At 43.9% G+C, this 23,637-nt stretch carries 17 protein-coding genes; 7 read left to right on the forward strand and 10 right to left on the reverse strand.

The features are described from left to right. Positions 1 to 29: 29 nt before the first annotated feature. On the reverse strand, positions 30 to 659 hold the full coding sequence (locus CYCME_RS09590; protein WP_041932956.1) for a YqiA/YcfP family alpha/beta fold hydrolase: 630 nt from the start codon (positions 657 to 659) through the stop codon (positions 30 to 32). A 22-nt stretch (positions 660 to 681) separates the two neighbouring features. Next, complete coding sequence (locus CYCME_RS09595) at positions 682 to 5,109, reverse strand: EAL domain-containing protein (RefSeq protein WP_020932889.1); 4,428 nt, start codon at positions 5,107 to 5,109, stop codon at positions 682 to 684. A gap of 213 nt (positions 5,110 to 5,322) precedes the next feature. Between CYCME_RS09595 and pyrF the strand changes: the two genes are divergently transcribed. The 5 genes from pyrF (at position 5,323) to mltF (ending at position 9,829) form a co-directional block, all read left to right on the forward strand. Beyond that, on the forward strand, positions 5,323 to 6,069 hold the full coding sequence (gene pyrF / locus CYCME_RS09600) for an orotidine-5'-phosphate decarboxylase (RefSeq protein WP_020932890.1): 747 nt from the start codon (positions 5,323 to 5,325) through the stop codon (positions 6,067 to 6,069). Next, entirely contained in the window at positions 6,062 to 6,406 is a 345-nt protein-coding gene (locus CYCME_RS09605; protein WP_015005434.1) for a phasin family protein, read from the forward strand. The genes pyrF and CYCME_RS09605 overlap by 8 nt, the downstream gene beginning before the upstream one ends. Positions 6,407 to 6,570: 164 nt before the next feature. Beyond that, entirely contained in the window at positions 6,571 to 6,894 is a 324-nt protein-coding gene (locus CYCME_RS09610) for a phasin family protein (RefSeq protein ID WP_016389738.1), read from the forward strand. Between the two features lie 166 nt (positions 6,895 to 7,060). Next, positions 7,061 to 8,125 (forward strand): class II fructose-bisphosphate aldolase, encoded by a 1,065-nt coding sequence (gene fba / locus CYCME_RS09615; protein ID WP_015005433.1) that lies wholly within the window; start codon positions 7,061 to 7,063, stop codon positions 8,123 to 8,125. Between the two features lie 282 nt (positions 8,126 to 8,407). Beyond that, positions 8,408 to 9,829 carry a membrane-bound lytic murein transglycosylase MltF gene (mltF, locus tag CYCME_RS09620; protein WP_020932891.1) on the forward strand — a complete coding sequence of 474 codons (1,422 nt, stop codon included), beginning with the start codon at positions 8,408 to 8,410 and terminating at the stop codon, positions 9,827 to 9,829. Here the strand turns inward: mltF and CYCME_RS09625 are convergent. From CYCME_RS09625 to guaB, 8 genes are all read right to left on the reverse strand, one after another. Further along, positions 9,815 to 10,657 (reverse strand): alpha/beta hydrolase, encoded by an 843-nt coding sequence (locus CYCME_RS09625; RefSeq protein ID WP_020932892.1) that lies wholly within the window; start codon positions 10,655 to 10,657, stop codon positions 9,815 to 9,817. The genes mltF and CYCME_RS09625 overlap by 15 nt on opposite strands. 93 nt (positions 10,658 to 10,750) lie before the next feature. Then, a complete protein-coding gene (gene tadA, locus CYCME_RS09630; protein WP_015005430.1) occupies positions 10,751 to 11,206 on the reverse strand; it encodes a tRNA adenosine(34) deaminase TadA in 456 nt (151 codons plus the stop codon). A 3-nt stretch (positions 11,207 to 11,209) separates the two neighbouring features. After that, positions 11,210 to 12,721 (reverse strand): diguanylate cyclase domain-containing protein, encoded by a 1,512-nt coding sequence (locus tag CYCME_RS09635; RefSeq protein ID WP_020161896.1) that lies wholly within the window; start codon positions 12,719 to 12,721, stop codon positions 11,210 to 11,212. Positions 12,722 to 12,832: 111 nt separating this feature from the next. Then, complete coding sequence (locus tag CYCME_RS09640) at positions 12,833 to 13,954, reverse strand: ABC transporter permease (RefSeq protein ID WP_020161895.1); 1,122 nt, start codon at positions 13,952 to 13,954, stop codon at positions 12,833 to 12,835. Positions 13,955 to 13,957: 3 nt separating this feature from the next. After that, a complete protein-coding gene (gene rbbA / locus CYCME_RS09645; protein WP_020932894.1) occupies positions 13,958 to 16,747 on the reverse strand; it encodes a ribosome-associated ATPase/putative transporter RbbA in 2,790 nt (929 codons plus the stop codon). Continuing rightward, the gene (locus CYCME_RS09650) at positions 16,744 to 17,847 is read right to left on the reverse strand and encodes an HlyD family secretion protein (protein ID WP_016389743.1); all 1,104 of its coding nucleotides are present in this window, start codon (positions 17,845 to 17,847) and stop codon (positions 16,744 to 16,746) included. The genes rbbA and CYCME_RS09650 overlap by 4 nt, the downstream gene beginning before the upstream one ends. A 371-nt stretch (positions 17,848 to 18,218) precedes the next feature. After that, positions 18,219 to 19,808 (reverse strand): glutamine-hydrolyzing GMP synthase, encoded by a 1,590-nt coding sequence (gene guaA, locus CYCME_RS09655; protein WP_020932895.1) that lies wholly within the window; start codon positions 19,806 to 19,808, stop codon positions 18,219 to 18,221. Between the two features lie 14 nt (positions 19,809 to 19,822). Next, the gene (gene guaB / locus CYCME_RS09660; RefSeq protein WP_015005424.1) at positions 19,823 to 21,289 is read right to left on the reverse strand and encodes an IMP dehydrogenase; all 1,467 of its coding nucleotides are present in this window, start codon (positions 21,287 to 21,289) and stop codon (positions 19,823 to 19,825) included. An 85-nt stretch (positions 21,290 to 21,374) separates the two neighbouring features. On the opposite strand from guaB, the gene xseA reads away from it, so the two are divergent. Beyond that, positions 21,375 to 22,721, forward strand: a complete 1,347-nt coding sequence (gene xseA, locus CYCME_RS09665; protein WP_015005423.1) for an exodeoxyribonuclease VII large subunit — start codon at positions 21,375 to 21,377, stop codon at positions 22,719 to 22,721. Continuing rightward, the gene (locus tag CYCME_RS09670) at positions 22,708 to 23,550 is read left to right on the forward strand and encodes a peptidoglycan DD-metalloendopeptidase family protein (RefSeq protein ID WP_020932896.1); all 843 of its coding nucleotides are present in this window, start codon (positions 22,708 to 22,710) and stop codon (positions 23,548 to 23,550) included. The genes xseA and CYCME_RS09670 overlap by 14 nt, the downstream gene beginning before the upstream one ends. Positions 23,551 to 23,637: the final 87 nt, after the last annotated feature.

Genomic DNA, 23,637 nt, shown 5'->3' on the forward strand with positions numbered 1-23,637 from the left:
ACAACCGATTTATGATGAAACTTAACCTTTTATGAAGTTAAGAAGTCGAATGTTTTCTCTAAATAATTTTCGTAATCAGCAAAGCCGTGATCACCGCCCTCAAGCACCACTTGCTCGCTACCTTGGTAGTAATCAACCCCTTTTTGAAAATCCAACACCTCATCACCCACTTTGGTGAGTAACAGTAAGTTTTGCGCTTGCTGAAGCTTTGGTAAGTGTAACTGCTGCAACTCCTGGAGATGCGTTTGAGTAAAATCAAAGCTCTCTCCGGTATGATAATTAGTATTCTTCCCCAAGGCTTTTTCAAGTATCAAATGCGCATCAACAGCGGGGTTAATTAACACTGCTTTCTTGGCATACTTTTGACTTAAATACGTTGCATAAAAGCCCCCTAAAGAACTACCAACAACACCCCAATATTGATCATCTAACGAGGCTATGTGCGCCTCAACCAAGGACATCGCTTGAGCTGGAGAAGGGGGTAAATCTTTTAAAAACAAGGTATGAACATTGTTTCGCTCAATATAGCTTTTAACTAACTGCGCTTTAAAGGAATCTACAGAACTGCAAAAACCATGTAAGTAAATAATATGCACGAAAAACTCTATTATTAAAAATAAACCATTAGGATAACCGACCCGTTGCAGGCCTGCCATCATTAACGATCAGTTGTTACTCTTCTTAAACGCGACCTACTTCTTTAGCTGAACGGGCATACTCTGCGATAAATTCGTCTTCCGACAGTGGCTTATTAATTAAATAGCCCTGAACTAGGTCACAACTATGCTCTGCTAGGAAATCATATTGATCTTGTGCTTCAACCCCTTCAGCCACAACCTTCATACCTAAATTATGTGCCAACACTATCATTCCATCAACAACAGCCATATCAGCTTCATTTTCTGGTATCTCTTTGATGAACTCCATGTCCAATTTTAAGGTGTTCGCTGGTAACTGCTTAAGATAATTAAATGATGAATACCCTGTACCAAAGTCATCAATAGAAATACTCACGCCCATTGCTGCAATATCGTTTAATTTTTCCAACATCGCATCAATATTGTCCAACACCATACTTTCAGTTACTTCTAATTCTATGTATTTTGGTTCTAATTCATGTTTAGCCAAACACATACCAACCAATGATACAAAATTTTCCTCTGCCATCTGTACCGCGGATACATTAACTGCAACAGTGCCATAGTAGTCATATTCTAATTGCCACTTTTTTGCTGTTGCGCACGCGGTGTCTAGCACCCACAAACCAATTTCTTTAATCAGCCCCATTTCTTCGGCAACAGGTATAAACTCAGCTGGTGATACCATTCCTCTTAACCGGTGCTCCCACCTAACTAATGCTTCTGAGCCTATCACTTCCGCTGTTGATGTGTCTTGTTTCGGTTGGAAGTACAGCGATAACTCATTATCCGCCAACACTTTCCGTAGCTCAGTTTCAATACGCATTCTTTGCTCTAATACCTCACTCATTTCCTGCGTATAAGCACGGTAAGTATTTCTCCCAGCGGCTTTTGCTCTATACATCGCCGTATCTGCATTTTTCAACAACGTCTCTTTTGATAGACCATCATCCGGGTATATTGCCAAACCAATACTAACCCCTGCAAAAACCTCGTTCCCGGCGAGGCTAAATGGTTCTTTTAGCGCATTTAACATGGCCTTAGCAACCTGGTCAGGTGCTGTTTTACCGGTCATATCACTTAATACAACCACAAATTCATCACCACCGATTCGTGCCAACATATCTCCTGAGCGGATACAGTTTTTTAGCCGCCCAGATAGCGCTTTCAACAGAATATCACCAGCTTCATGGCCCATGCTGTCATTAACATCTTTAAACCGATCTAGATCAATAAAGAAAACCGCCACTTTTGAATTTTTCCTCTTGGCATGTTCAAGTTCTTGCTGAAACTGTTCAACAAAAGCAGTTCTATTGGGTAGACCCGTTAATGCGTCTTTATAAGCTAATTTATGTACATGTTGATCAGCAAACTGCTTGTCTAACAAACGTCTCACTCGCTGTCTTAAAACTGACAAGTTTATCGGCTTGGGTACAAAATCAGCAGCGCCACTTTCATAGGCTAAGTCCACAGATTTTTCACTTTCTAGGGCTGTGGTTATAAGCACTGGAACATCCGAACCACCCTGCATTGCCTTGATTTCTCGACAGGCCTCAAAACCATCTTTAATGGGCATCATTGCATCCATGATAATCACATTAGGCCTTAACACTTCAAACAACCTCACTGCATCACGACCATTAGCACCCAGTTCAACTTGATACCCTTCGCGTTCCAAAACACTTGCTACCGTCATTCGCGTACTTTGATCATCATCAACAATTAACACCACTTCTTTCGTTCGCTTTGTTTGTTCTGTATCTGAAAGTTCTAACGTCGCTAACTTGCTGTTCAAAGATGCTTCAACCAAGGTGAACTCTGTTTCTAACCGCTCAGCTAATGGCGCAATTATCGACTCATCAACAGTGTTACGAGACCAGGCTTCCTCTATTTCAACACAAACAGATACAAAATCTTCCGCCCCCAAGTTACGTGAACTGCCCTTAATTTTATGCGCCACATCCAAACACTTTGTTGTATCACCAGCCTCCATTGCGGCAATTAAGGTAACAATATAGATAGGTGTATCGAGTAGATAGGATTGAACAATTTGTTGAATACCACTGCCAGTATTAGCAACGAGCTCCTTGAATGCCGATTCAACAATTACTGAGCCTTCTGACACTTCAAGCTCTATACCTGATGATTCATCGTCTATTAGAGGGAAACCGAATAGTTTTTCAAGCTTGGCCAATAACGCTGACAATTGAAACGGCTTTAATAAATAGTCATCCATCCCGCTATTAATACAGTGTTCAAAGTCGCCTGGTTGATCTTTCGCCGTTAAAGCAATAATAATCGGCTGCCGGTACTTAAGGTCTAACGCCCGGATTGCTTTAGTTGCTTCATACCCATCCATCACTGGCATATTGCAATCCATCAAAATCAGATCATAGTTTTTTTCTTTAAAAGCATTCAGTGCTTCAAGACCATCATTGGCCACATCAGACGATATACCTATTTCCTTTAGTGTTGCCTCGGCTACCAGTTGGTTAGTCACATTATCATCGACAACTAGGGCCTTTATACTTTGCAAAACATCTGATGTCTTGATCTTGGGTTTTTTCCCAATCTCCGCTGACGTGCTCCCCTTACCTTCAGAGAATACATCTATTAATGTCATCCGTAACTTCTCATACCGTACAGGGCGGTCAATTGATCCTATAAATAACGGCAAGCTTTCGTCTGCAGAGCTAATTTTGCTACCAAACCGGACCATCGGAATTAACTTTGTACCAGAAAATTCTTCATTCGCCTTAAAACTCGCTAAAAACGCAGTCATATCCCCCAAACTATAATCAACATTAAACAGGCAGCTATCCAACCCTCTGCCCGATTTTAACTCGTCCTTTAAGATGAAAATGGCCTCATCTAAACTGTTAACTATTTGACATTCAACCCCCCACGCATCGAACATCCCTTCAAGATAATGTTGAGTTTCTTCAAACGGTTCAATTAACATCACCCGTTTTCCACTCAATAATTCAACCTCATCGGCAGGTTCTTCGAAGGAAATATTATGCGTTTGCATTGGAAGTAATACTCTGAAGCTTGACCCTTCATTGACTTCACTAGTAACCGATACAGAGCCCCCCATTAACTTTGTCATTTGATTAACGATCGTCAATCCAAGTCCGGTTCCACCATATTGATTGGTTGTTTCTGCACTGACCTGACCAAAAGGCCTAAAAATTTCACTTAATGCGCCTTCCGGTATTCCAATACCCGTATCAGTCACTGCTATCTCAATCAAAGAACGCCCCTTTGAGGATGACACAATTTTTGCTGATAAAGTAATATGCCCCTGGCTTGTGAATTTGACCGCGTTATTTAATAAATTACTGATGACTTGTCGAATCCTTACCGCATCACCTCGAACAAACATTACATTGTCGGTGGGCAAATCCAAACAAAGCTCTAAATCTTTAACTTGTATTTTCTCTGCATATAACAACGCTAGCTGTTCAAGCAACAACCTTAAATCAATATCCTCCAGTGCCAGCTGAAAATTCCCCGATTCCATTTTACTAAAGTCCAACACATCATTGATCATTTGCAATAAGGAGTCACCTGATTTACTGGCTACCTCAAGGTATTCATGCTGATGCTGTGGCAAGCCCATTTCTTTGAGCAAATTAACCATGCCCAAAATGCCATTAAGAGGCGTTCTAATTTCATGGTTTAGGTTCGCTGCAAAATCTGATTTAATTTTAGCTGTTTGTACGGCTTGATCCCTCGACTGTTCAAGTTCACTACTTCGCGTTTCCAGCACCTTCATCATCTGGTTGAACGCTTCAGACATATGGCCAAGTTCCGCAGCAACCTCATGTTCGGCTCTAAGCCCGATCTCACCTGATGCTGCTTGAATCATGATCGATGAAAAGTCTTTTAACGGCCTTGTTAAACGCCGAACTAGCAAGCTCATCAGTACTAATAAAACCAACGCAACCGCAATAATAATGCCTACGTTGGCGACAAATAGTGTCTGGGCATACTGAATTAAGGACGGCTTATCAAGTATCAGCATTAAGTAAGCAGCAGGTATTTCCCCATTATTATTGAGCCGAGCGGTAAAGTAAAAGGCTTGTTCCGTCTCACGCTCTAGCCTCGTTCCCTCCAAGTCAACATCTTGCCAGCCGCTTATTAACTCATACTCTGTGTTCTTTTTGACTGATGATATTTCTTTGAAATCTGCATCAAAAATAATGATGCTTTGCACACCCTCAAGTTTAAAAAAAGGGGTCGCTAAATAGCCTAATAGTTCTTCAATACCGCCAGAAAAAGGAGTTGAAAGCTGATCGATTAAAGCTTCAGCTACTCTCTTACCGTGTTGAACATAATCGGCCCGCTCTTGCTCATAGGCTTTATATGAAATTAAAGCTGATGAGATGACGGATAAAAAAATAGCTCCTATCAACAAAGCAAGGTTTAATTGCTGGCCTAAACCCTTTTTATGTTTTTTTATGCCCATAATCCAAACCCTAATTTAACGGCTTCCTTATCTAGCTATAATGTTAGTTTAAATACTTCGCCATGCTAGCTATTGTCTTATCATTAATAACGTACATCATAACCAAAAAGCTGAATATTTGCTTAACCCATGCCATGACAAATTTCCATCGGCAAGCGGGCGACAGGGCGTTATAATATCCACCATACTTTAAACACTATGGAGCGGCGCCTCATGTCATGGCTTTCTAACAAACCTATTTCTGTTAATGAACGACTCATCGTTGCTTTGGATGTCCCTGATATTCCACAGGCTAAAGCGTTAGTCACGCTATTAGGCGACAGCGTTATTTTCTACAAAATTGGACTTGAGTTATTCATGTCTGGTGATTATTTTGAGCTAATCGACTGGCTCAATGAACAAAATAAACGCATCTTTGTTGATCTCAAATTTTTTGATGTGCCTGCAACAGTTGGTCGTGCTGTTAAACAGCTTAGCGATAAGAAAGTTGATTTTGTCACCATACACGGCAACAACGCCATTATGCAGGCTGCCGCCGAGCAAAAAGGCCAGCTGAAAGTTCTTGCTGTTACCGTCTTAACCAGTTTAGATAGGGGCGACCTAGATGACTTAGGGTTTAAATGCGATGTTGAAGAACTCGTCACCTCACGCGCCAAACGAGCTATTGAACTGGGTTGTGATGGTGTTATTTCTTCTGGACTAGAGGCCCCAGGACTACGGGACTCATTAGGTCCAAACTTCTTGGTTGTTTCGCCTGGTATTCGACCCGTCGATAATAAGCCAGATGACGACCAAAAACGAGTCGTCAGCGTTGAACAAGCCTTTTATAATGGAGCCGACCATATTGTAGTTGGGCGACCTATTCGTGATGCTCGAGATCCCAAGCAGGCTGCCTTAGATATACAAAAAAGTATTCGTCATGTATTTAGTGAAAATTTATCAGGAGATCATAATGATTAAGGACTTAAACAGTTTCACTCAACCTATATCAAAACTTGTTGAATTAAATACTCATCACTTCGACACCCTCATGGACGCTCAAAAAAAAGCAGCCGAAGATTATAAAAAACTTGTTCAGCAACGCATGCAAACTGCAACAAAAATTAAAGACCCTATTGCATTAGCTAGTTTTGTCACCGATCAAATGGCACTCGCCCAAAGTAACTATGAAAAAATGGTAGATAACAGCCGTGTTATGTTTGAAACCATGACAGGCTATAACGCTGAAGTAATTAAACTTTTTCAGGAAAGCACCGTTCAGCTAAAAAAAGAAATTGATAAAGAAACAAAAAAATAGCCTGATTATTTTTTGTTTCTTTAATTAACTATTGTTAGCTACCTTTTATTAGGGTTGAAGCACCTCACAAAACAAATGTTGCGACGCAATAAATTTTACTTTAAACTGGCCTTTCTAACCTTTGTTTTAAATTAGATTTACTCAACCTTATTTGGAGAAATTTCATGAACGACTTTAATGCTTTTGCAGCCCCTATTACTAAATTAATTGAATTAAACAAAACTCATTTTAAAAAAATGGCCGCGGCACAACAAGAAGCTGCTAAAAACTATGCCGAATTAGCTGAAGCCCGCATCAAAGCAGCAACTAACATTAATAATCCTGAGGCACTTAATGCTTTTGCCAAAGAGCAAGTCGAACTCGCTCAATCAAGCCTTGAAAAATTTGTTGCTGATAGCAAATCTTTATTCGAAGACACGAAAGCTTATAACGAGCAAGTACTTAACATTGTTAAAGAAAGCGCAGCGGCTCTAACACCAAAAAAATAAACATCAAATTAAGTCTATGTTGGAAACCACTACCACTCGGTAGTGGTTTTTTTATAGTTGAAACATTATTAAAATAGAAACACGCTGCCATAAAAGTTAAACTAGCCTTATCAACGAATAACACTCATTCGTCACCAAACAACTTAATTCTATAAGGGGATTTCAAATGGCTTTAATTTCTCTACGCCAACTACTCGACCACGCTGCTGAAAACAACTACGGCGTACCAGCTTTTAATGCCAATAACATGGAACAGGTTCATGCTGTTATGCAAGCAGCAGACGCAACTAATAGTCCTGTTATTATTCAAGGTTCTGCCGGGGCAAGAAAATATGCTGGTTCAGCATTTCTAAAACACCTAATTCTCGCTGCGGTTGAACAGTACCCACACATTCCTGTGGTTTTTCACCAAGATCACGGCACCAGTCCTGCCATCTGCCAACGGTCTATTCAGTTAGGTTTTACCTCTGTCATGATGGATGGTTCTTTAGAAGCTGACGGCAAAACACCCAGTAGTTATGAATATAATGTTGAGGTTACTAGGAAAACAGTTGAAATGTCGCACGCTTGTGGTGTGTCTGTTGAAGGTGAGCTCGGTTGTCTCGGCTCTCTTGAAACTGGTGAAGCAGGTGAAGAAGATGGAGTTGGCGCCTCTGGCGTTTTAACACACGAACAAATGCTAACCGACCCTGAGGAAGCTGCTGATTTTGTTAAAAAAACGGGGGTTGATGCATTGGCTATCGCCATTGGCACCAGTCATGGTGCCTATAAGTTTACCAAACCCCCAACTGGCGATACTTTAGCTATTCAACGCATAAAAGAGATCCACGCAAGACTGCCTAATACTCACCTTGTAATGCATGGTTCTTCATCGGTTCCTCAAGATTGGCTAAAAATTGTCAATGATTTTGGCGGCGACCTTGGTGAAACCTATGGCGTACCAGTTAATGAAATCCAACAGGGCATCAAGTATGGTGTACGAAAAGTGAATATCGACACCGATTTACGCTTAGCTAGTACTGGTTCTATCAGGCGGCACTTAGCAGAAAACCCCAAAAACTTTGACCCTAGAAAGTTCCTAGCTGTATCAACCGACGCAATGCAACGTATATGCGAAGATCGTATGGACGCGTTTGGAACATCTGGACAGGCAAGCAGTATTAAACCCATTAACCTAGAAGAAATGGTACTTCGTTACGACTCTGGCGAACTCAACCAAGTAGTTAAGTAATTAAAGCCTTTCAACTCAGGAGGCAGGCTCTAATTATAAGTTTCACGTCGGCTTATTAAACAACCAGGTTAGCACCACGGCAGTGTTTGCTAATCTGGTTGTCGTAACTTTTTTAATTATTACTCACCAATAACCCAGTTATAGCATTCATTCAGAGCGCCCCTACTTTCAATTAGGTTATGTAAAATACCCTGCTTTTGCTAATATCTAGCTACCTAACACTAAAACTTTATCAGAATTTATTCATTACGTTTATGTACAACCCCCTTTAGCCTATCGGTTATGCTTAGCCCCTCACGCATAAAATACGTTTTTATTTTTCTTGCTGTGTCTGTACTTTCAGGCTGCACACCAGCGCCTTCATCATTAGAAAAAGTACTTAACCGTGGAGAGCTTGTTGTTCTGACGCGAATAGATCCATCAACGTATATCATTGACGAAGCCGGAACCCATGGTTTTGAGTATGAATTAACATCACTGTTTGCGGAAAAGCTCGGTGTTAATATACGCTTCATTATTGCAAAAGAATTTCAACAATTGGTGCAATTATCAACTGAGGATGAGGCTGATTTTGTAGCTGCTGGACTAAGTATCACCCCAGACAGAAAAAAACGCTTACATTTCACGCCGCCTTATTACGAAGTCACGCAACAGCTTGTATATCATTATCGAACGCGTCGCCCTAAGTCCGTGGCGAAACTGAGCGGTTCTTTTTTAGAAGTTATTGCCAACACCAGTCATGCCGAAAACTTACGTAGCATTCAAAAAACACATAAAAACCTGTCTTGGATAGAAAGCACCGATTCAACTGTTCTAGAGTTAGTTTCTCTAGTGAACGATCATATACTTGACTACACCGTCGTCGACTCCAATCAATTTCAACTCATTCGCGGTCAATTTCCCAACTTAAACGTTGCTTTTGATATTTCAAAACCTGAAAAAATAGCGTGGGCTTTTCCTCTTGGTGAAGACCACAGCTTATATAATGAAGCGGTTAAATTTCTCGCAGAACTTAAATCCACCGGTGTCTTAGAGCAGCTACAAGACAAGCACTTCGGCTATTCTAAACAATTAGATTACGTTGGAATTTGTACCTTCTGGCACCATGCTGACACTCGGCTCCCTAAGCTCATTAAGTCTTTTCATTTAGCTGCAAAAAAATATAATCTTGACTGGAAATTACTAGCGGCTGTTGCCTATCAAGAGTCTCACTGGAACAAACACGCTGTTTCGCCAACGGGTGTTCGCGGCATTATGATGCTGACTAAAGCCACTGCCAAACAAATGAACGTAACTAATCGATTAGACCCCGAGCAAAGCATTGAAGGCGGCGCACATTATTTATCAACTCGAATAAAAAAAATCCCTAAACGGATCGAAGAACCCGACAGAACATGGATGGCCTTGGCCGCTTATAATATTGGTTTTGGCCACTTAGAAGATGCGCGCATATTGACCCAACAACAAGGCGGCGACCCAGACAAATGGATTGATGTAAAACAGCGACTACCACTACTTGCTGAAAAGGAGTGGTATCAAAAAACAAAATACGGCTACGCACGTGGTAAAGAACCCGTCACCTATATTGATAATGTTCGCCAATATATCAAAATGCTTAAAAAACTTGAGCCTAACTCATTAAGTGATGAACAAAACAAAATTGATACCGACGCCACACTAAATATCGAGTTACAAGCGCTGTAACTCTCTTTTCATCCAATTTAAACCGTACTCAAAAACCTTTTCTTTCTCTGGTTCATGATGAAGTTCATGATAAAAACCTTGCCAGATCTTCAAACGGCATTGCTGACCGACGCGCTCAGAAAATATGGTACTCGCTGTATGACTTGTGATCGCATCAGCATCACCGTGCATCAACAAGACTGGAAAGTCCACTTCTGAGGCTTTTCGTAACAGTTGCTCGCCCTCACTTAGCATTTGAATGCCTAATCGAGCTGAAATCCGGTGATGAATTAAAGAATCTTCCGCTCGGCTTTTCAATATCTCTTTATCCCGACATAAGGCGACTTCGTTTATCTCGTTCGATAACGATAAAGTTGGCCACCCTGTTTGCACAAGTCGACCCAATAGTAATTTCCATTTAGCTGGCTCAAATGCAGGTTTAAACAAGGGTGAACTCAACACGACGCCTTTGAAACCAATTGGATGTGACAGCGCATATTGAATGGTCAGTGTTGCACCCAAGCTGTGACCGTAGATAAACCAGGGCTTGGCAACGTCAATATTTGATACTTCATCTATAAAACACTTAATATCCCGTATCATTTGTTGAAAATCAGCACTATGACCACGTTGACCACCAGACTTTCCATGCCCTCGCAAATCAAACGAAACAATCTCAACACCACAGGATGTATAGTATTCAACCATGTCTTTGTAGCGACCACTATGCTCGCCCAAACCATGAATTAAACACACCGTCATTATCGGCTCAACATCAGGCTGCCACCTAACGGCATGCATAGGCATTCCATCGTTAGCAAGCCACCTCTTTTCACTGTATTTTGCCATTATTTTCCTTGCGCTATAATCAACACAGTTGAAATAACATAGTAAGCCATCGTGATTAAGCTGATAACTGCCTTAACATTTCCTATAGCCCTTTCATTTACGCCTTTTTTTAAAAAAAGCGCTTAATAACTCAGAACACTCCTTTGCCAGCACGCCCCCTGTCCATTCAACATGATGGTTTGCATAACTAGCTTTAGTGAGTGATAGCGCACTACAAACAGCCCCCCTTTTTTCATCTAACGCACCAAACACAATGCGTTTAATTCGCGCATGTTGAATAGCCCCCAAACACATCACGCAAGGTTCAAGAGTGACAAAAAGGGTTGTATCAACAAGGCGGTAATTATCAAGTTGCAGACCAGCGTCACGAATAGCCACTATTTCAGCATGTGCAGTTGGGTCATTATTCTTTATAGGCAGGTTATAACCTTCAGAAATACACTCATTATCTTTGACGATAATTGCACCGACAGGTACTTCACCAACTTCTTCTGCTTTATGCGCTAAATTGATCGCTCTGCGCATCCAAGCCTCATCATTCATAAGCATTATTTATTCAGCAAAGGCCACATTGTTTCGTCCTGAATGTTTCACTGTATACATCGCTTTATCTGCCTTTTGTGTTAACACATCAATATCTGCGCCATCGTCTGGATAAAATGCAACGCCAATACTGGCACCAATCTGACAACTATCACCGTTGACCATTATGCTGTTAGAAACTGATTGAATAATATTCTCGGCAAGACTCCTTACCCCCTCATCATCCACTTGCCCTTCAAGTAACACAATAAATTCATCGCCACCAATACGAAAAACACTGTCAGATTTCCTAATGCAAGCAGCAATTCGATTCGCCGTTGTTTGCAACACCGTATCGCCAACACCGTGCCCATAGGTATCGTTAATAGGTTTAAATTGATCTAAATCGATATACAGTATCGCCAGTCTCGTTTTATTTCTTTGCGCAATACTAAGCGCATGTTCCGCCAACTCATAAAACACAATACGATTGGGCAATCCCGTTAACTCGTCTTTATGTGCTTGCTCAATAAGAATGGCTTCAGCTGCTTTCCTTTCCGATATATCTCTAATGGCAGCCGTAACTTCTACATTTTTGCCGTTCTCACTCAACGCGGTTTGCATCACAATGTCTGCGACTAAAATACTATCATCACTTTTTAGCAATCGCACCTCACACCGACTAGTAGGTAAACGGCCTGTCTTATCAACTGCCTCCAATATTTCCGAAAAAACAGCTTTCGATTCTTTTACAAAAAACAAACTCGCTGGCTTTAAAAGGTAATGTTGTTGGTTGAAGCCAAGTAATTCAACCACAGACCCACTAACAAAAGTGGTCAGCGCTGTTTTAACATCAACCCCAATCACAATATCTGTCGTTTTTTCCATCAGATTATCGTAATAGTCTTCTCTACGAATAAGTCTTATTGTAGCAATACAAAAGCAAACAAAAATAAGTAAAACTGTCGCTGTTTGAATACTTCTTAAAAAAAATGTCTCAGCCTTAGCCTCTTCTTCTAAACTAATGGTTAGTTCATTCATCAAGCTCAATAGTTCTTCATCATGCTTAGCCAAGTCCTTCATCATCTGGTGGGAAAATGATGCTGAAACTGCTTGAGATGATAGAAAATAGCTTAATTCCTCATGCAATGGTCGCCAAATATACTGAGCGTCAAATAAGCGTTCTCTAGCATCTTCATCAACCAGCTTGTCAATAAATATGACCTCACCTGAAGCCGCTGTAGCCGTACCACCTTCACTAAAAGCATTTAATGTTTCATCAAATAAGGCAACTGCTTTAGCCAGTTTATCCATATCACCCAGAGGAACTGTCTGATGCTGCGATGAATTATGAATAAGAGACGCTAACTTTATAATTTTCTGCGATAACATCCGCTGTCGACCCGCGATATTGATGTTCTTAGCAGATACTTCAATTTGAGCAGTAACATAGTAGTTAATCGCCAACAACGCAAAATCTAAAAGCATGACCAACACTAATGGAAGCAACACTAACTTGTACTTTAGGAGCGTTTGATTCATATGTAACTAACCTACCACATCACTAACATAACCACTATAAATGCTACCAGTTTTATGTAAATCGAGCAGTTAGGCCGTTACTCTCATTCACTCATCGCCCAGAGAATCTTCTTATGCCATGCTACTAATAGTACGCCGAAAGCGTGATAGCGAAAGTGAAAACAGCACGACTCCGATCGCCGTAATGGCAAGAAATTGCGGCCAGACAGCGGCAAAACCAGCGCCACGATAGAGAATCGCCTGAGCAAGCATCACAAAGTGTGTATTCGGTGCAGCAAACATGACCAATTGAACTAGCTCCGGCATGCTCTCGCGCGGCGTCGAGCCACCGGAGAGCATCTGCAACGGCAGTAACACCAACATCAGTAGCAGAGCAAACTGTGGCATCGAACGGGCGACAGTGCCGAGGAAAATACCCATTGAGGTAGTCGCAAACAAATGCAATGCCGCGCCAACTAGGAATAACCCCAGTGAGCCTTGAATCGGCACCGACAGCCAGCCTTGCACAACCGCGGTTAATGCAAAGGCGGTAGCAACAAGTACAACCAGCCCCATTGCCCAGACCTTGCTGGTCATAATCTCAAAAGGCGTAACCGGCATTACCAGCAGGTGCTCGACGGTGCCGTGCTCGCGTTCGCGAATCAGCGCCGCGCCAGTAAGAACAATAGACAACATCGTCACGTTGTTGATGACCTGCATAATCGCACCAAACCACGACTTATTAAGCTGGGGATTGAATCGCGCCCGTAGCGCCAAGTCGACCGGCAACTCAGGCACCTCACGGTAGCGCTGCGCAAAGGTCTGCACTTCGTCAGCAACGATAGTTTGTATATATCGGCTACCGGTAAAGGCTTGGCTCATCCGCGTGGCATCAACATTAAGCTGAATCGTTGGCCGCCGCCCCGCTAGCACATCACGTTGAAAGTTCGGCGGAATATCCAGTGCAAAGGTGTCAAGGCCAGCATCCATGCGAGCATCCATCTGTGCTTGATCAATCACGTCAGGCGGAACAAAATACGGTGGGTAAAAAGCACTAACAATACGCCATGACAGCGGAGAGCGATCCTCGTTTACAACCGCAATCGGCGCCTTGTTGAGACTCTCCGGCATGGCCGTAGCGGCCGTGTAAACTGAAACGGTAAAGGCATAAACGATCAACACAAGCATAATCGGATCACGCACGACACTGCGCAACTCCTTAACACCAATGTGGAAAATATTAGCAAGACGCATGGACTATCGCTCCTGCTTCTTAAGCATTACGGCAGACAAGCCGATCAACACCGGCACAGCCAATACCAACGGAAGGAAAGACGCATGCAGGTCGGAAAAGTTCAACGCCTTTGAGAAAGTACCCCGTGCGATTGTTAAAAAATGAGTCGTTGGGTAAACCTCACCAATCATCCGCCCCATTCCTTCTAAAGATGACACTGGATCAATCATGCCCGAAAAATTGGCTGCTGGCAGGATGGTCAATACTGCAGTACCGAAGATTGCCGCAATCTGGCTGCGCATGAAAGTAGAGATCAGCAAACCCACCGCAGTTGCACAACCAACATAAAGCAGTGCCCCTATTGCTAAGGTCAGAAAGCTACCCTTCAGCGGCACACCGAAAACAGTCACCGCAAGCAGTGTCAGCAATAAAAAACTCAAAAAAGATAGCATCACATAAGGCAGCTGCTTACCCAGCAGAAATTCGAGCCGCGTTGTTGGGGTAACATAAAAATTGGTAATCGAGCCAAGCTCCTTCTCCCGGACCACGCTGAGCGCCGCGAGCATCGCCGGAATCAACATCAACAAAAGCGGAATAACAGCCGGCACCATAGCAACTAGGCTTTTAACATCTGGGTTATAACGGAACCGAGTCTCAATATTAACGAGACCTGCCAAAGCCTCAGCGTAGCCGGCTTCACGCGCCTTGGTCGCGAGCCACTGGGCATGAATCCCTTGCACATAACCTCGAGTAGTCTCACCTCGTGATGGCATCGCGCCATCAATCCAGGCACCAATCTCGACCTGTCGCCCCCTGGCGATGTCGCGCGCGAAGCCCTGCGGAATTTCAATGGCCAAACTGATATCGCCTTCGCGCATTCGCCGATCCAAATCGGCAACATTGGTAATCGGTGCTTGCTCAATGAAGTAGCGTGAGCCAGCAAGATTAAGTGTATAGTCGCGACTCATCGCCGTCTGATCTCGATCTAGCACCGCAAACGTAAGGTCCTCCACGTCTAGGCTGATGCCGTAGCCCATCACGAACATTAATATCACGCTACCGACCAATGCTAAGGTCAGCCGTATCGGATCACGGCGCAGCTCCAACCCTTCTCGTCGGGCATAACTGATCATCCGTCGAGAGTCGAACCAGCGCCGCCAACCCTTCGACTCAACGTGAGCTGTCGAGGCATTTATTGAATCGAGCGATGCTCTCTCATCTGCTTGTTTTTCAGCAGTTTCTGTCTCCGATGCTTCTTCTAAATGCGCCACAAACGCCTCTTCCAATGTCTCCACTCCCCGCTGCCTGATCAAAGCATCAGGCGTGTCAGTTACCAGCACCTGACCCGCATGCATCAGCGAAATACGGTCACAACGTTCAGCTTCGTTCATAAAATGGGTAGAAATAAAAATAGTCACACCATCATCACGCGACAGCTCAACCAACATACGCCAAAAAGCATCGCGCGCAACTGGGTCGACGCCCGAAGTCGGCTCATCGAGGATTAACATTTCTGGCTTGTGGATCATCGCCACCGCTAGCGATAAACGTTGCCTAAGACCAACAGGCAATCCACCCGGCAAACTATCCACTACGGTGGCTAGGTCAAAACGCTCAATCATGTCTTCCACACGTCGCGAAATATCAGCGGCGGGCACATGAAACAGCCGGGCATGCAGCGCTAAGTTCTGTCGTACCGTCAGCTCCGTGTACAGCGAAAAGAACTGTGACATATAACCAACGCGGCGGCGCGTTGCAAGATCGTGTGGGTCCACCTCTTGTCCAAACAGCCAAGCCCGGCCTTCGCTCGGCGGTAAAAGACCTGTCAACATCTTCATGGTCGTGGTCTTGCCGCAACCATTCGAACCTAGGAAGCCGAAAATCTCACCTCGTGGGACACGCAGGTTGACATGGTCTACCGCAGTAAAGTCACCAAATCGCATGGTCAAATCTTGCGCCTCAATCGCAGTATCCGCACCATCTTTCAGTCGCGGTGGTATGTCCACAGCACGATAGTTTCGTCGTTTGTCTTCTGGCAACAACTGGATAAATGCCGCCTCTAACGAATCCACTCCTTGACCCTGTAACAAGCCTTCGGGGCTATCACAAGCCAATACCTGGCCACCATACATCGCGGCTAACCAGTCGAAGCGAGCTGCCTCCTCCATATAGGCGGTTGCCACTAGCACACTCATGCCGGGGCGAGAGAAACGGATTCTGTCAATCAACTCCCAGAACTGGCGTCGTGAGAGCGGATCGACACCGGTAGTCGGCTCGTCAAGAATCAGGAGATCCGGGTCGTGAATCAATGCACAACAAAGGCCTAACTTCTGCTTCATTCCACCTGAAAGTTTACCTGCCGCTCTATCGAGAAACGACTTTAACCCTGTGGCTTCGGTTAACGCCTCGATTCGACGCGCCCTTTCGTCACCGTCATGCCCAAACAGACGACCAAAGAAGTCGAGGTTCTCACGTACTGACAGTGTCGCATAGAGGTTGCGCCCCAGGCCCTGTGGCATATAAGCAACCCGCGGCCCCACGCTTCGTCGGTGGCGCGCATTCGCCATATCACCGCTAAGTACCTCGACCTTACCATCTTGAACTGCGCGAGCGCCGGCAATCAGCGCCAACAAGCTCGATTTACCAACTCCATCTGGGCCAATCAACCCAGCCATACAACCGGCTGGAATATCAAGGTTAATGCCGTCAAGCGCATGCGCCTTCTTGTATCGTAAGGTGACGGCTTGCAAGCGGGCAACCGGTATAGCTAACTGATCGTGCTTATTCGTCTTTTCGCTGTTATTTTGATTCATTTTGGCAGCTTGACTTGCAGCTCAGGGGGCCAGCCTGCCTGCGAATCGAGCCGTACATAAGCCATACCGGGAAGGCCGGTTTTGACTTGGTAAAGATGTTTCCTGAGCAGTTGCGGGTCAATCTGCGCCTTAATTCTGAACATTAGCTTCTGACGCTCTTCTTCCGTTTCTACTGCCTTGGGAGTGAACTGCGCCACATCGGCAACAAAGGAAATCTTGGCTGGGACAACATATTGCAAAGCTGCATCTAGTACGAGCCTAGCCTCGGCACCTAAAGCGACACGTCCAGCTTGCTCGGTCGGTAAAAAGAAAGTCATATAAACATCTGCTAGATCGACCATGTTCAGCACCACGCCCCCCGGAGAAAGCACCTCGCCCGGCTGTGCAACACGGTATTGGATACGGCCATCACGCGGCGACTTCAGGACGCTGTCTTCGATATCTGCTTGAATGCGCTGGATGCCCGCTCGTACCGCTTCCACAGAAGCTTCTGCTCCAATAACATCAGATTTAGCTCGCCCTATAGCAGCTTGTGCGGCAGCCGCCTGAGCCTCAGCAGCACTTACGGCGGCCTTCGCGGCCTGAAAAGCGGCGCGGTCATCATCTTGCTGTGATACAGGCCCAGCCCCTTTCAATACTAACTCTTGCGAACGGATAAGGCGTTTCTTCGCGGCATCAAGCTCAGCCTTCCTCTGAGCAATCAATGCTTCGTTTGCCCGCTTCTCAGCTTCACGCTGGGTTACATGGCTTTGTGCGGTTTCAATGCCGATAAGTGCACGTCTCAGTTGCGCTTCTTCCTCGCGCAGTTGCGCCTCTAGAACCGCCACATCCATCCTTGCCAGTTGCTGCCCAGCTTGGACAAAATCACCTTCGTTAGCCAAAATATCCTTGACCCGACCTGCGGTCTTAGCCGCAACGTCTATCTCTACCGCTTCGATCCGCCCATTACCTGCAGCAAAACCTTCTGGCAAACCCTTTGCTTGTGCAAGCCACCACAGCCAAGCAGCTAGGCCAATAACAACCGTAACAACGAGGGCCTGCAAAATTCTTACTCTTACGGGCCATTTCAAGCTTGGTTTATGGCTGGACTTATTACTCATCTTTAAAACTCCTGCTGATCTTGTGGCATGTTGGCGTTACTTCACATAGCTTCCATAAAGGCCTGCATATATAAAGCTTTCTGCCAACCCTCGCTTATGTAGTGCTGTTCAATACAATGAGGGTGTAGCTATGGTCAAAATAGCATTTTTTTGCCACACGCTTTAAATAATATTAGGGAGTTGTCGATTTTTTGTGCCCTACATAGCACTTTTGACACGGCATAGGCATTATTCACCCCCTAACTTAAGGGCAAGAGTATCACGAATTATAGTGTTGAAAGAATTTGCCTAACACAGCTTAATAGCACAAGAAGTAAAGGTAACAAGCTGAATATTTTAAACTCATTCAGCCTGTTACCTGTTTTCTGGAGTTATTCCCACTCTATCGTGGCAGGTGGCTTTCCTGAAATATCGTAGGTAACACGGGAAATACCTGATATTTCATTAATAATACGGTTCGACACATGTCCTAAAAAGTCATAAGGAAGCTGCGCCCAACGCGCTGTCATAAAGTCGATCGTTTCAACTGCACGTAATGCAATAACATATTCATAGCGCCGACCATCACCAGTAACACCCACTGATTTAACCGGTAAAAACACCGCAAATGCCTGACTAGTTTTATGATACAAGTCGTGTTTATATAATTCGCTAATAAAGATGTCATCGGCCAGACGCAATAAATCTGCGTATTCTTTTTTTACTTCACCTAATATTCTTACGCCAAGGCCTGGACCGGGAAACGGGTGACGATAGACCATATCCGATGGTAAGCCAAGCTCCACCCCAATTTGCCGAACTTCATCTTTAAAAAGCTCACGTAAAGGTTCAACCAGCTTTAACTTCATGTCTTTTGGTAAGCCACCTACATTATGGTGTGACTTGATAAGATGCGCCTTACCTGTTTTAGCCCCTGCTGACTCAATAACATCCGGGTAAATGGTGCCTTGGGCCAACCATTTTGCATTGGTTAACTTTGCTGATTCTTCATCAAAAATTTCAACAAATAGATTACCAATAATAATTCTTTTCTCTTCAGGGTCAGAAACACCTTTTAATTTATCAAGGTAGCGTTGTTCGGCATTAACACGTATAACATTAACCCCCATGTGTTCAGCAAACATGGCCATTACTTGATCCCCTTCGTTTAAACGAAGCAAACCCGTATCAACAAATACACAGATCAGCTGTTGACCAATCGCCTTATGCAATAACGCAGCAACAACAGAAGAGTCAACACCACCCGATAAACCTAACACCACTTGTTCGTTACCAACTTGTTCGCGAACAGATTCAATACTACTGTCAATAATGTTTTTTGACGTCCACAATGCCTCACACTGACAAATATCCAAAACAAAGCGACTTAAAATTCGCCCTCCTTGTTTTGTATGCGTTACTTCCGGGTGAAACTGTAGGCCGTAAAAATGTTTATCCTCATCAGCCATACCTGCGATAGGAGCGCTTTCGGTGCTTGCCATCAATTTGAAACCTTCAGGCAGCTCAACCACTTTGTCGCCGTGGCTCATCCACACATCCAACATGCCATAACCCTCTGGCGTGGTATGATCTTCAATATCTCTTAATAACTCTGTATGTCCACGTGCTCGAATACTGGCATAACCGAATTCTTTAACCTCAGATGCCTCAACACGACCACCCATTTGAGCCGCCATTGTCTGCATGCCATAACAAATACCTAAGACAGGCACAGATAATTCAAAAACAATGCTGGGCGCTTGGGGCGCATCACCATTTGTAACAGTTTCGGGGCCACCTGACAAAATGATGCCATTCGCCTTAAAATCGCGAATCGATTGCGATTCAACATCGTATGGATAAATTTCACAATACACACCTATTTCGCGTATGCGTCGAGCAATTAATTGTGTGTATTGCGAACCAAAATCTAAAATTAGAATTTTATGAGAATGGATATCTTCGTGTTGCTGTGTATTCAAACTAAACCTCTTTATTATCGTTCAACACGATAATTTGGTGCTTCTTTGGTAATCGTCACATCGTGGACATGGCTTTCACGCATGCCAGCACTGGTAACTCGAACAAATTTTGCTTTATGCCGCATCTCTTCAATGCTTTCACAGCCGGTATACCCCATACTAGAGCGTAAGCCGCCAATAAGCTGATGTACAATACTGACCATGCTGCCTTTATAAGCCACGCGACCTTCAATACCTTCTGGCACTAGCTTTTCAGTATCACTACTTTCTTGGAAATAACGATCACTTGACCCTTCTTGTTGAGACATCGCTCCTAATGAGCCCATACCGCGATAGCTTTTGTAGGAACGGCCTTGAAATAACTCCACTTCGCCCGGTGCTTCTTCTGTACCTGCAAGTAGGCTACCTAACATTACCGAGCTGGCGCCAGCAGCAATAATTTTTGCCACATCGCCAGAGTAGCGTACGCCTCCATCAGATATAACGGGAATACCCATTCCTTTCAATGCCTGAACAGCATTATCAACTGCTGTAATTTGTGGCACACCAACACCGGCAACGATACGTGTGGTACAAATAGACCCTGGACCAATACCTACTTTAACCGCATCGGCACCCGCATCTGCCAATGCTAAGGCTGCATCAGCGGTAGCAATGTTGCCACCAATAACTTGCAAATCGGGGTAATTCTTTTTTACCCACGAAACACGATCTAAAACGCCCTGAGAATGCCCATGGGCAGTATCAACAATAACCACATCAACCCCAGCATCAACTAGAGCTTCAATGCGTTCTTCTGTTCCATGCCCCGTTCCAACGGCTGCCCCAACGCGAAGACGTTCTTGGTTATCCTTACATGCTTTCGGATAGTCCTTAGCTTTTTGAATATCCTTAACGGTAATCATGCCGCAAAGTTTGAAGTTTTTATTCACCACCAACACTTTTTCAATACGGTGTTTATGCAACAGACCAATGACCTCTTCTTTACTCGCCCCTTCTTGAACAGTAACCAGCTTTTCTTTAGGCGTCATCGCTGATTCAATTAAGCCATCTAGGTGCGTTTCAAAACGTAAATCACGGCTGGTTACAATACCCACAAGGTCTGTGCCATTAACAACTGGAACACCTGAAATATTGTGTTGACGGGTTATTGCAATAACATCTCGAATGGTCGTATCGGACGTAACAGTAATCGGGTCTTTAACAACACCACTTTCAAAACGCTTCACCTTCATTACCTCTAGCGCTTGCTGCTTAACCGTCATGTTTTTATGAATAATGCCGATGCCGCCTTCTTGAGCCAACGCAATGGCTAAACGAGCCTCAGTTACTGTATCCATCGCGGCAGATAGAATAGGAATATTTAGAGAAATGCCACGTGTAAGCTGTGTTGTCAGGCTGACATCACGAGGAAGTACCGTAGAATGAGCTGGCACCAACAAAACATCATCAAATGTTAAAGCTTCTTGTTCGAATCGCATATTATCTCGGGCTTGTCGTAGAAAAAGCAGCTCATTATAAGGTATGCTCCGTTAATAATCATCTAATAGATAGCTTTCCGACATTATGCGCGACAATACACACATTTATACCGTCTCCGAGTTGTGTCGGGAAACACGAATTTTGCTTGAGGGAACATTTTTAACACTCTGCATCGAAGGTGAAATATCTAACTTATCTCGTCCTGTGTCCGGGCATATTTACTTCACCTTAAAAGACGATAAAGCCCAAGTGCAATGTGCCATGTTTCGCGCCCAACTTCGCAAAGTAGGTTTCAAACCAGACAATGGCATGCGCATTACCTTAAAAGCTCGGGTTAGCCTTTATGAGGCTCGTGGAAATTTCCAGTTAATTGCTGAACACATGGAAGCTGCTGGCGAAGGCGCTCTTCGACAACAGTTTGAGATGTTAAAAAACAAACTGTCACTCGAAGGGCTTTATGATGAGCAACATAAAAAACCACTGCCTGAATTAGCCAAAAAAGTCGGCGTTATCACCTCATCCAGCGGGGCGGCTATTCATGATATTTTAACCGTATTAAATAACCGTTTCCCCGCCTTACCTGTGCTGATTTACCCCGTTACCGTGCAAGGCGATGGTGCTAAAAACGAAATTGTAAGTGCCATCAAGTTGGCTAATGAGCGTAAAGATTGTGACGTTCTTATTCTCGCTCGTGGCGGTGGTTCATTAGAGGATTTATGGGCCTTTAATGAAGAAATTGTTGCACGAGCAATTTATCACTCATCTATACCGATTATTAGCGCCATTGGTCATGAAGTAGACTTTACCATCGCTGACTTTGTTGCGGATCATCGCGCCGCCACACCCTCCGCAGCAGCCGAACGGGTCAGCCCTGACCAACACCAATGGCTGAGTCATTTTAATTATTTAGCTAAGCAGTTAACAAATACATTATCGAGTCATTTATCAGATAAAAAACAAACCTTAAATCACCTCCACCACCGATTAAAGCGTTCCCACCCAGGCGCACAATTGCAAGCTCATGCCCAGCGCTTAGATGATTACCATGCTCGTTTAATGCAAACACCTCAACGTGTTTTACAACAGCGAAAACTCCGCCTATCCGAACTACGCGCCCGCCTCTTAAACAATAACCCTAGTCATCAGGCACACGCTTTAGAACAACGGCTAATACGTCTTCAACAACGCTTACCTAAACCAATACAACTGAACTTACAACAAGCACGCTTACGTTTTACCGACTGTAACAAAGGGCTTGAGACACTCAGCCCCTTAGCTACTTTAGCGCGAGGCTATAGCATCAGCAAGCGTGAGGCTGATGGTACAATCGTGAAAAATATTCATCAGGTTGTTTTAGGTGAAAAAATCAATATTCAATTAACGAATGGGGTATTGAAAACCAATATAGAAAGTATCCATGAAAACACTTAACGCTTATGTACTCGCTATTAGCCTTTTGTTTATGCAAACGGCGCACGCTTTCCCTCAACATCATCCCGTACCCGGTGGTATTGCCGTTATTCCACTGAAGTCTCAAACACAGCCGGCCCTCTATTATCAAAATAATAAAGTGTTAACCCTACTTAAAAATAATCAATGGGTGGCTATTGTTGGAATTCCCTTGTCAGCAAAACCTGGCACTCATAAATTGCTAGATCAACAAACGGCTCAAGTCACGACATTTGAAGTTAGCGATAAAACCTACCCAGCTCAATACATTACTTTAAAAAAAACGCCCAAAAATAAACGCATGATCAACCCAAATAAAATGGATATGGAGCGTATCAATCGCGAGAAAAAAACGCTCTCTAAAGCCTTATCTACTTGGTCTGACACGCCCCCACAAGTTGAGTTTAGCTTACCAACGCATGGCCGACTCAGCAGTCCGTTTGGCTTAAAACGTTTTTTTAATAATCAACCGAGAAAACCACATAGCGGCTTAGATATCGCAGCGCCTACGGGCACCCCTGTTACCTCACCAGCTGCAGGCACTATTCTAGACGTCGGGGATTATTTTTTTAACGGCAACACAGTATTGGTTGATCATGGACAGGGGTTGATTAGCGGCTACTTCCATTTAAACAAAACCTTTGTCAGCACAGGAGACACTGTTAAACAAGGGCAAAAAATAGCCGAAATTGGCACCACCGGTCGAGTAACAGGTGCCCACTTGCATTGGAATATTTATCTTAATAAAAGCAAGGTTGACCCTGCATTTTTTATTAGCGACCATATACACAAACTTAGCAAAAACAAGTAATCATCACTATGCATATCAAAGACCTTTGCACTAAATGCGACCATTGGACAATCACCACTATTATCCATGATGGTGAAACAGCCACTT

The organism is Cycloclasticus zancles 78-ME, assembly GCF_000442595.1.
GTDB classification, from domain to species: domain Bacteria; phylum Pseudomonadota; class Gammaproteobacteria; order Methylococcales; family Cycloclasticaceae; genus Cycloclasticus; species Cycloclasticus pugetii.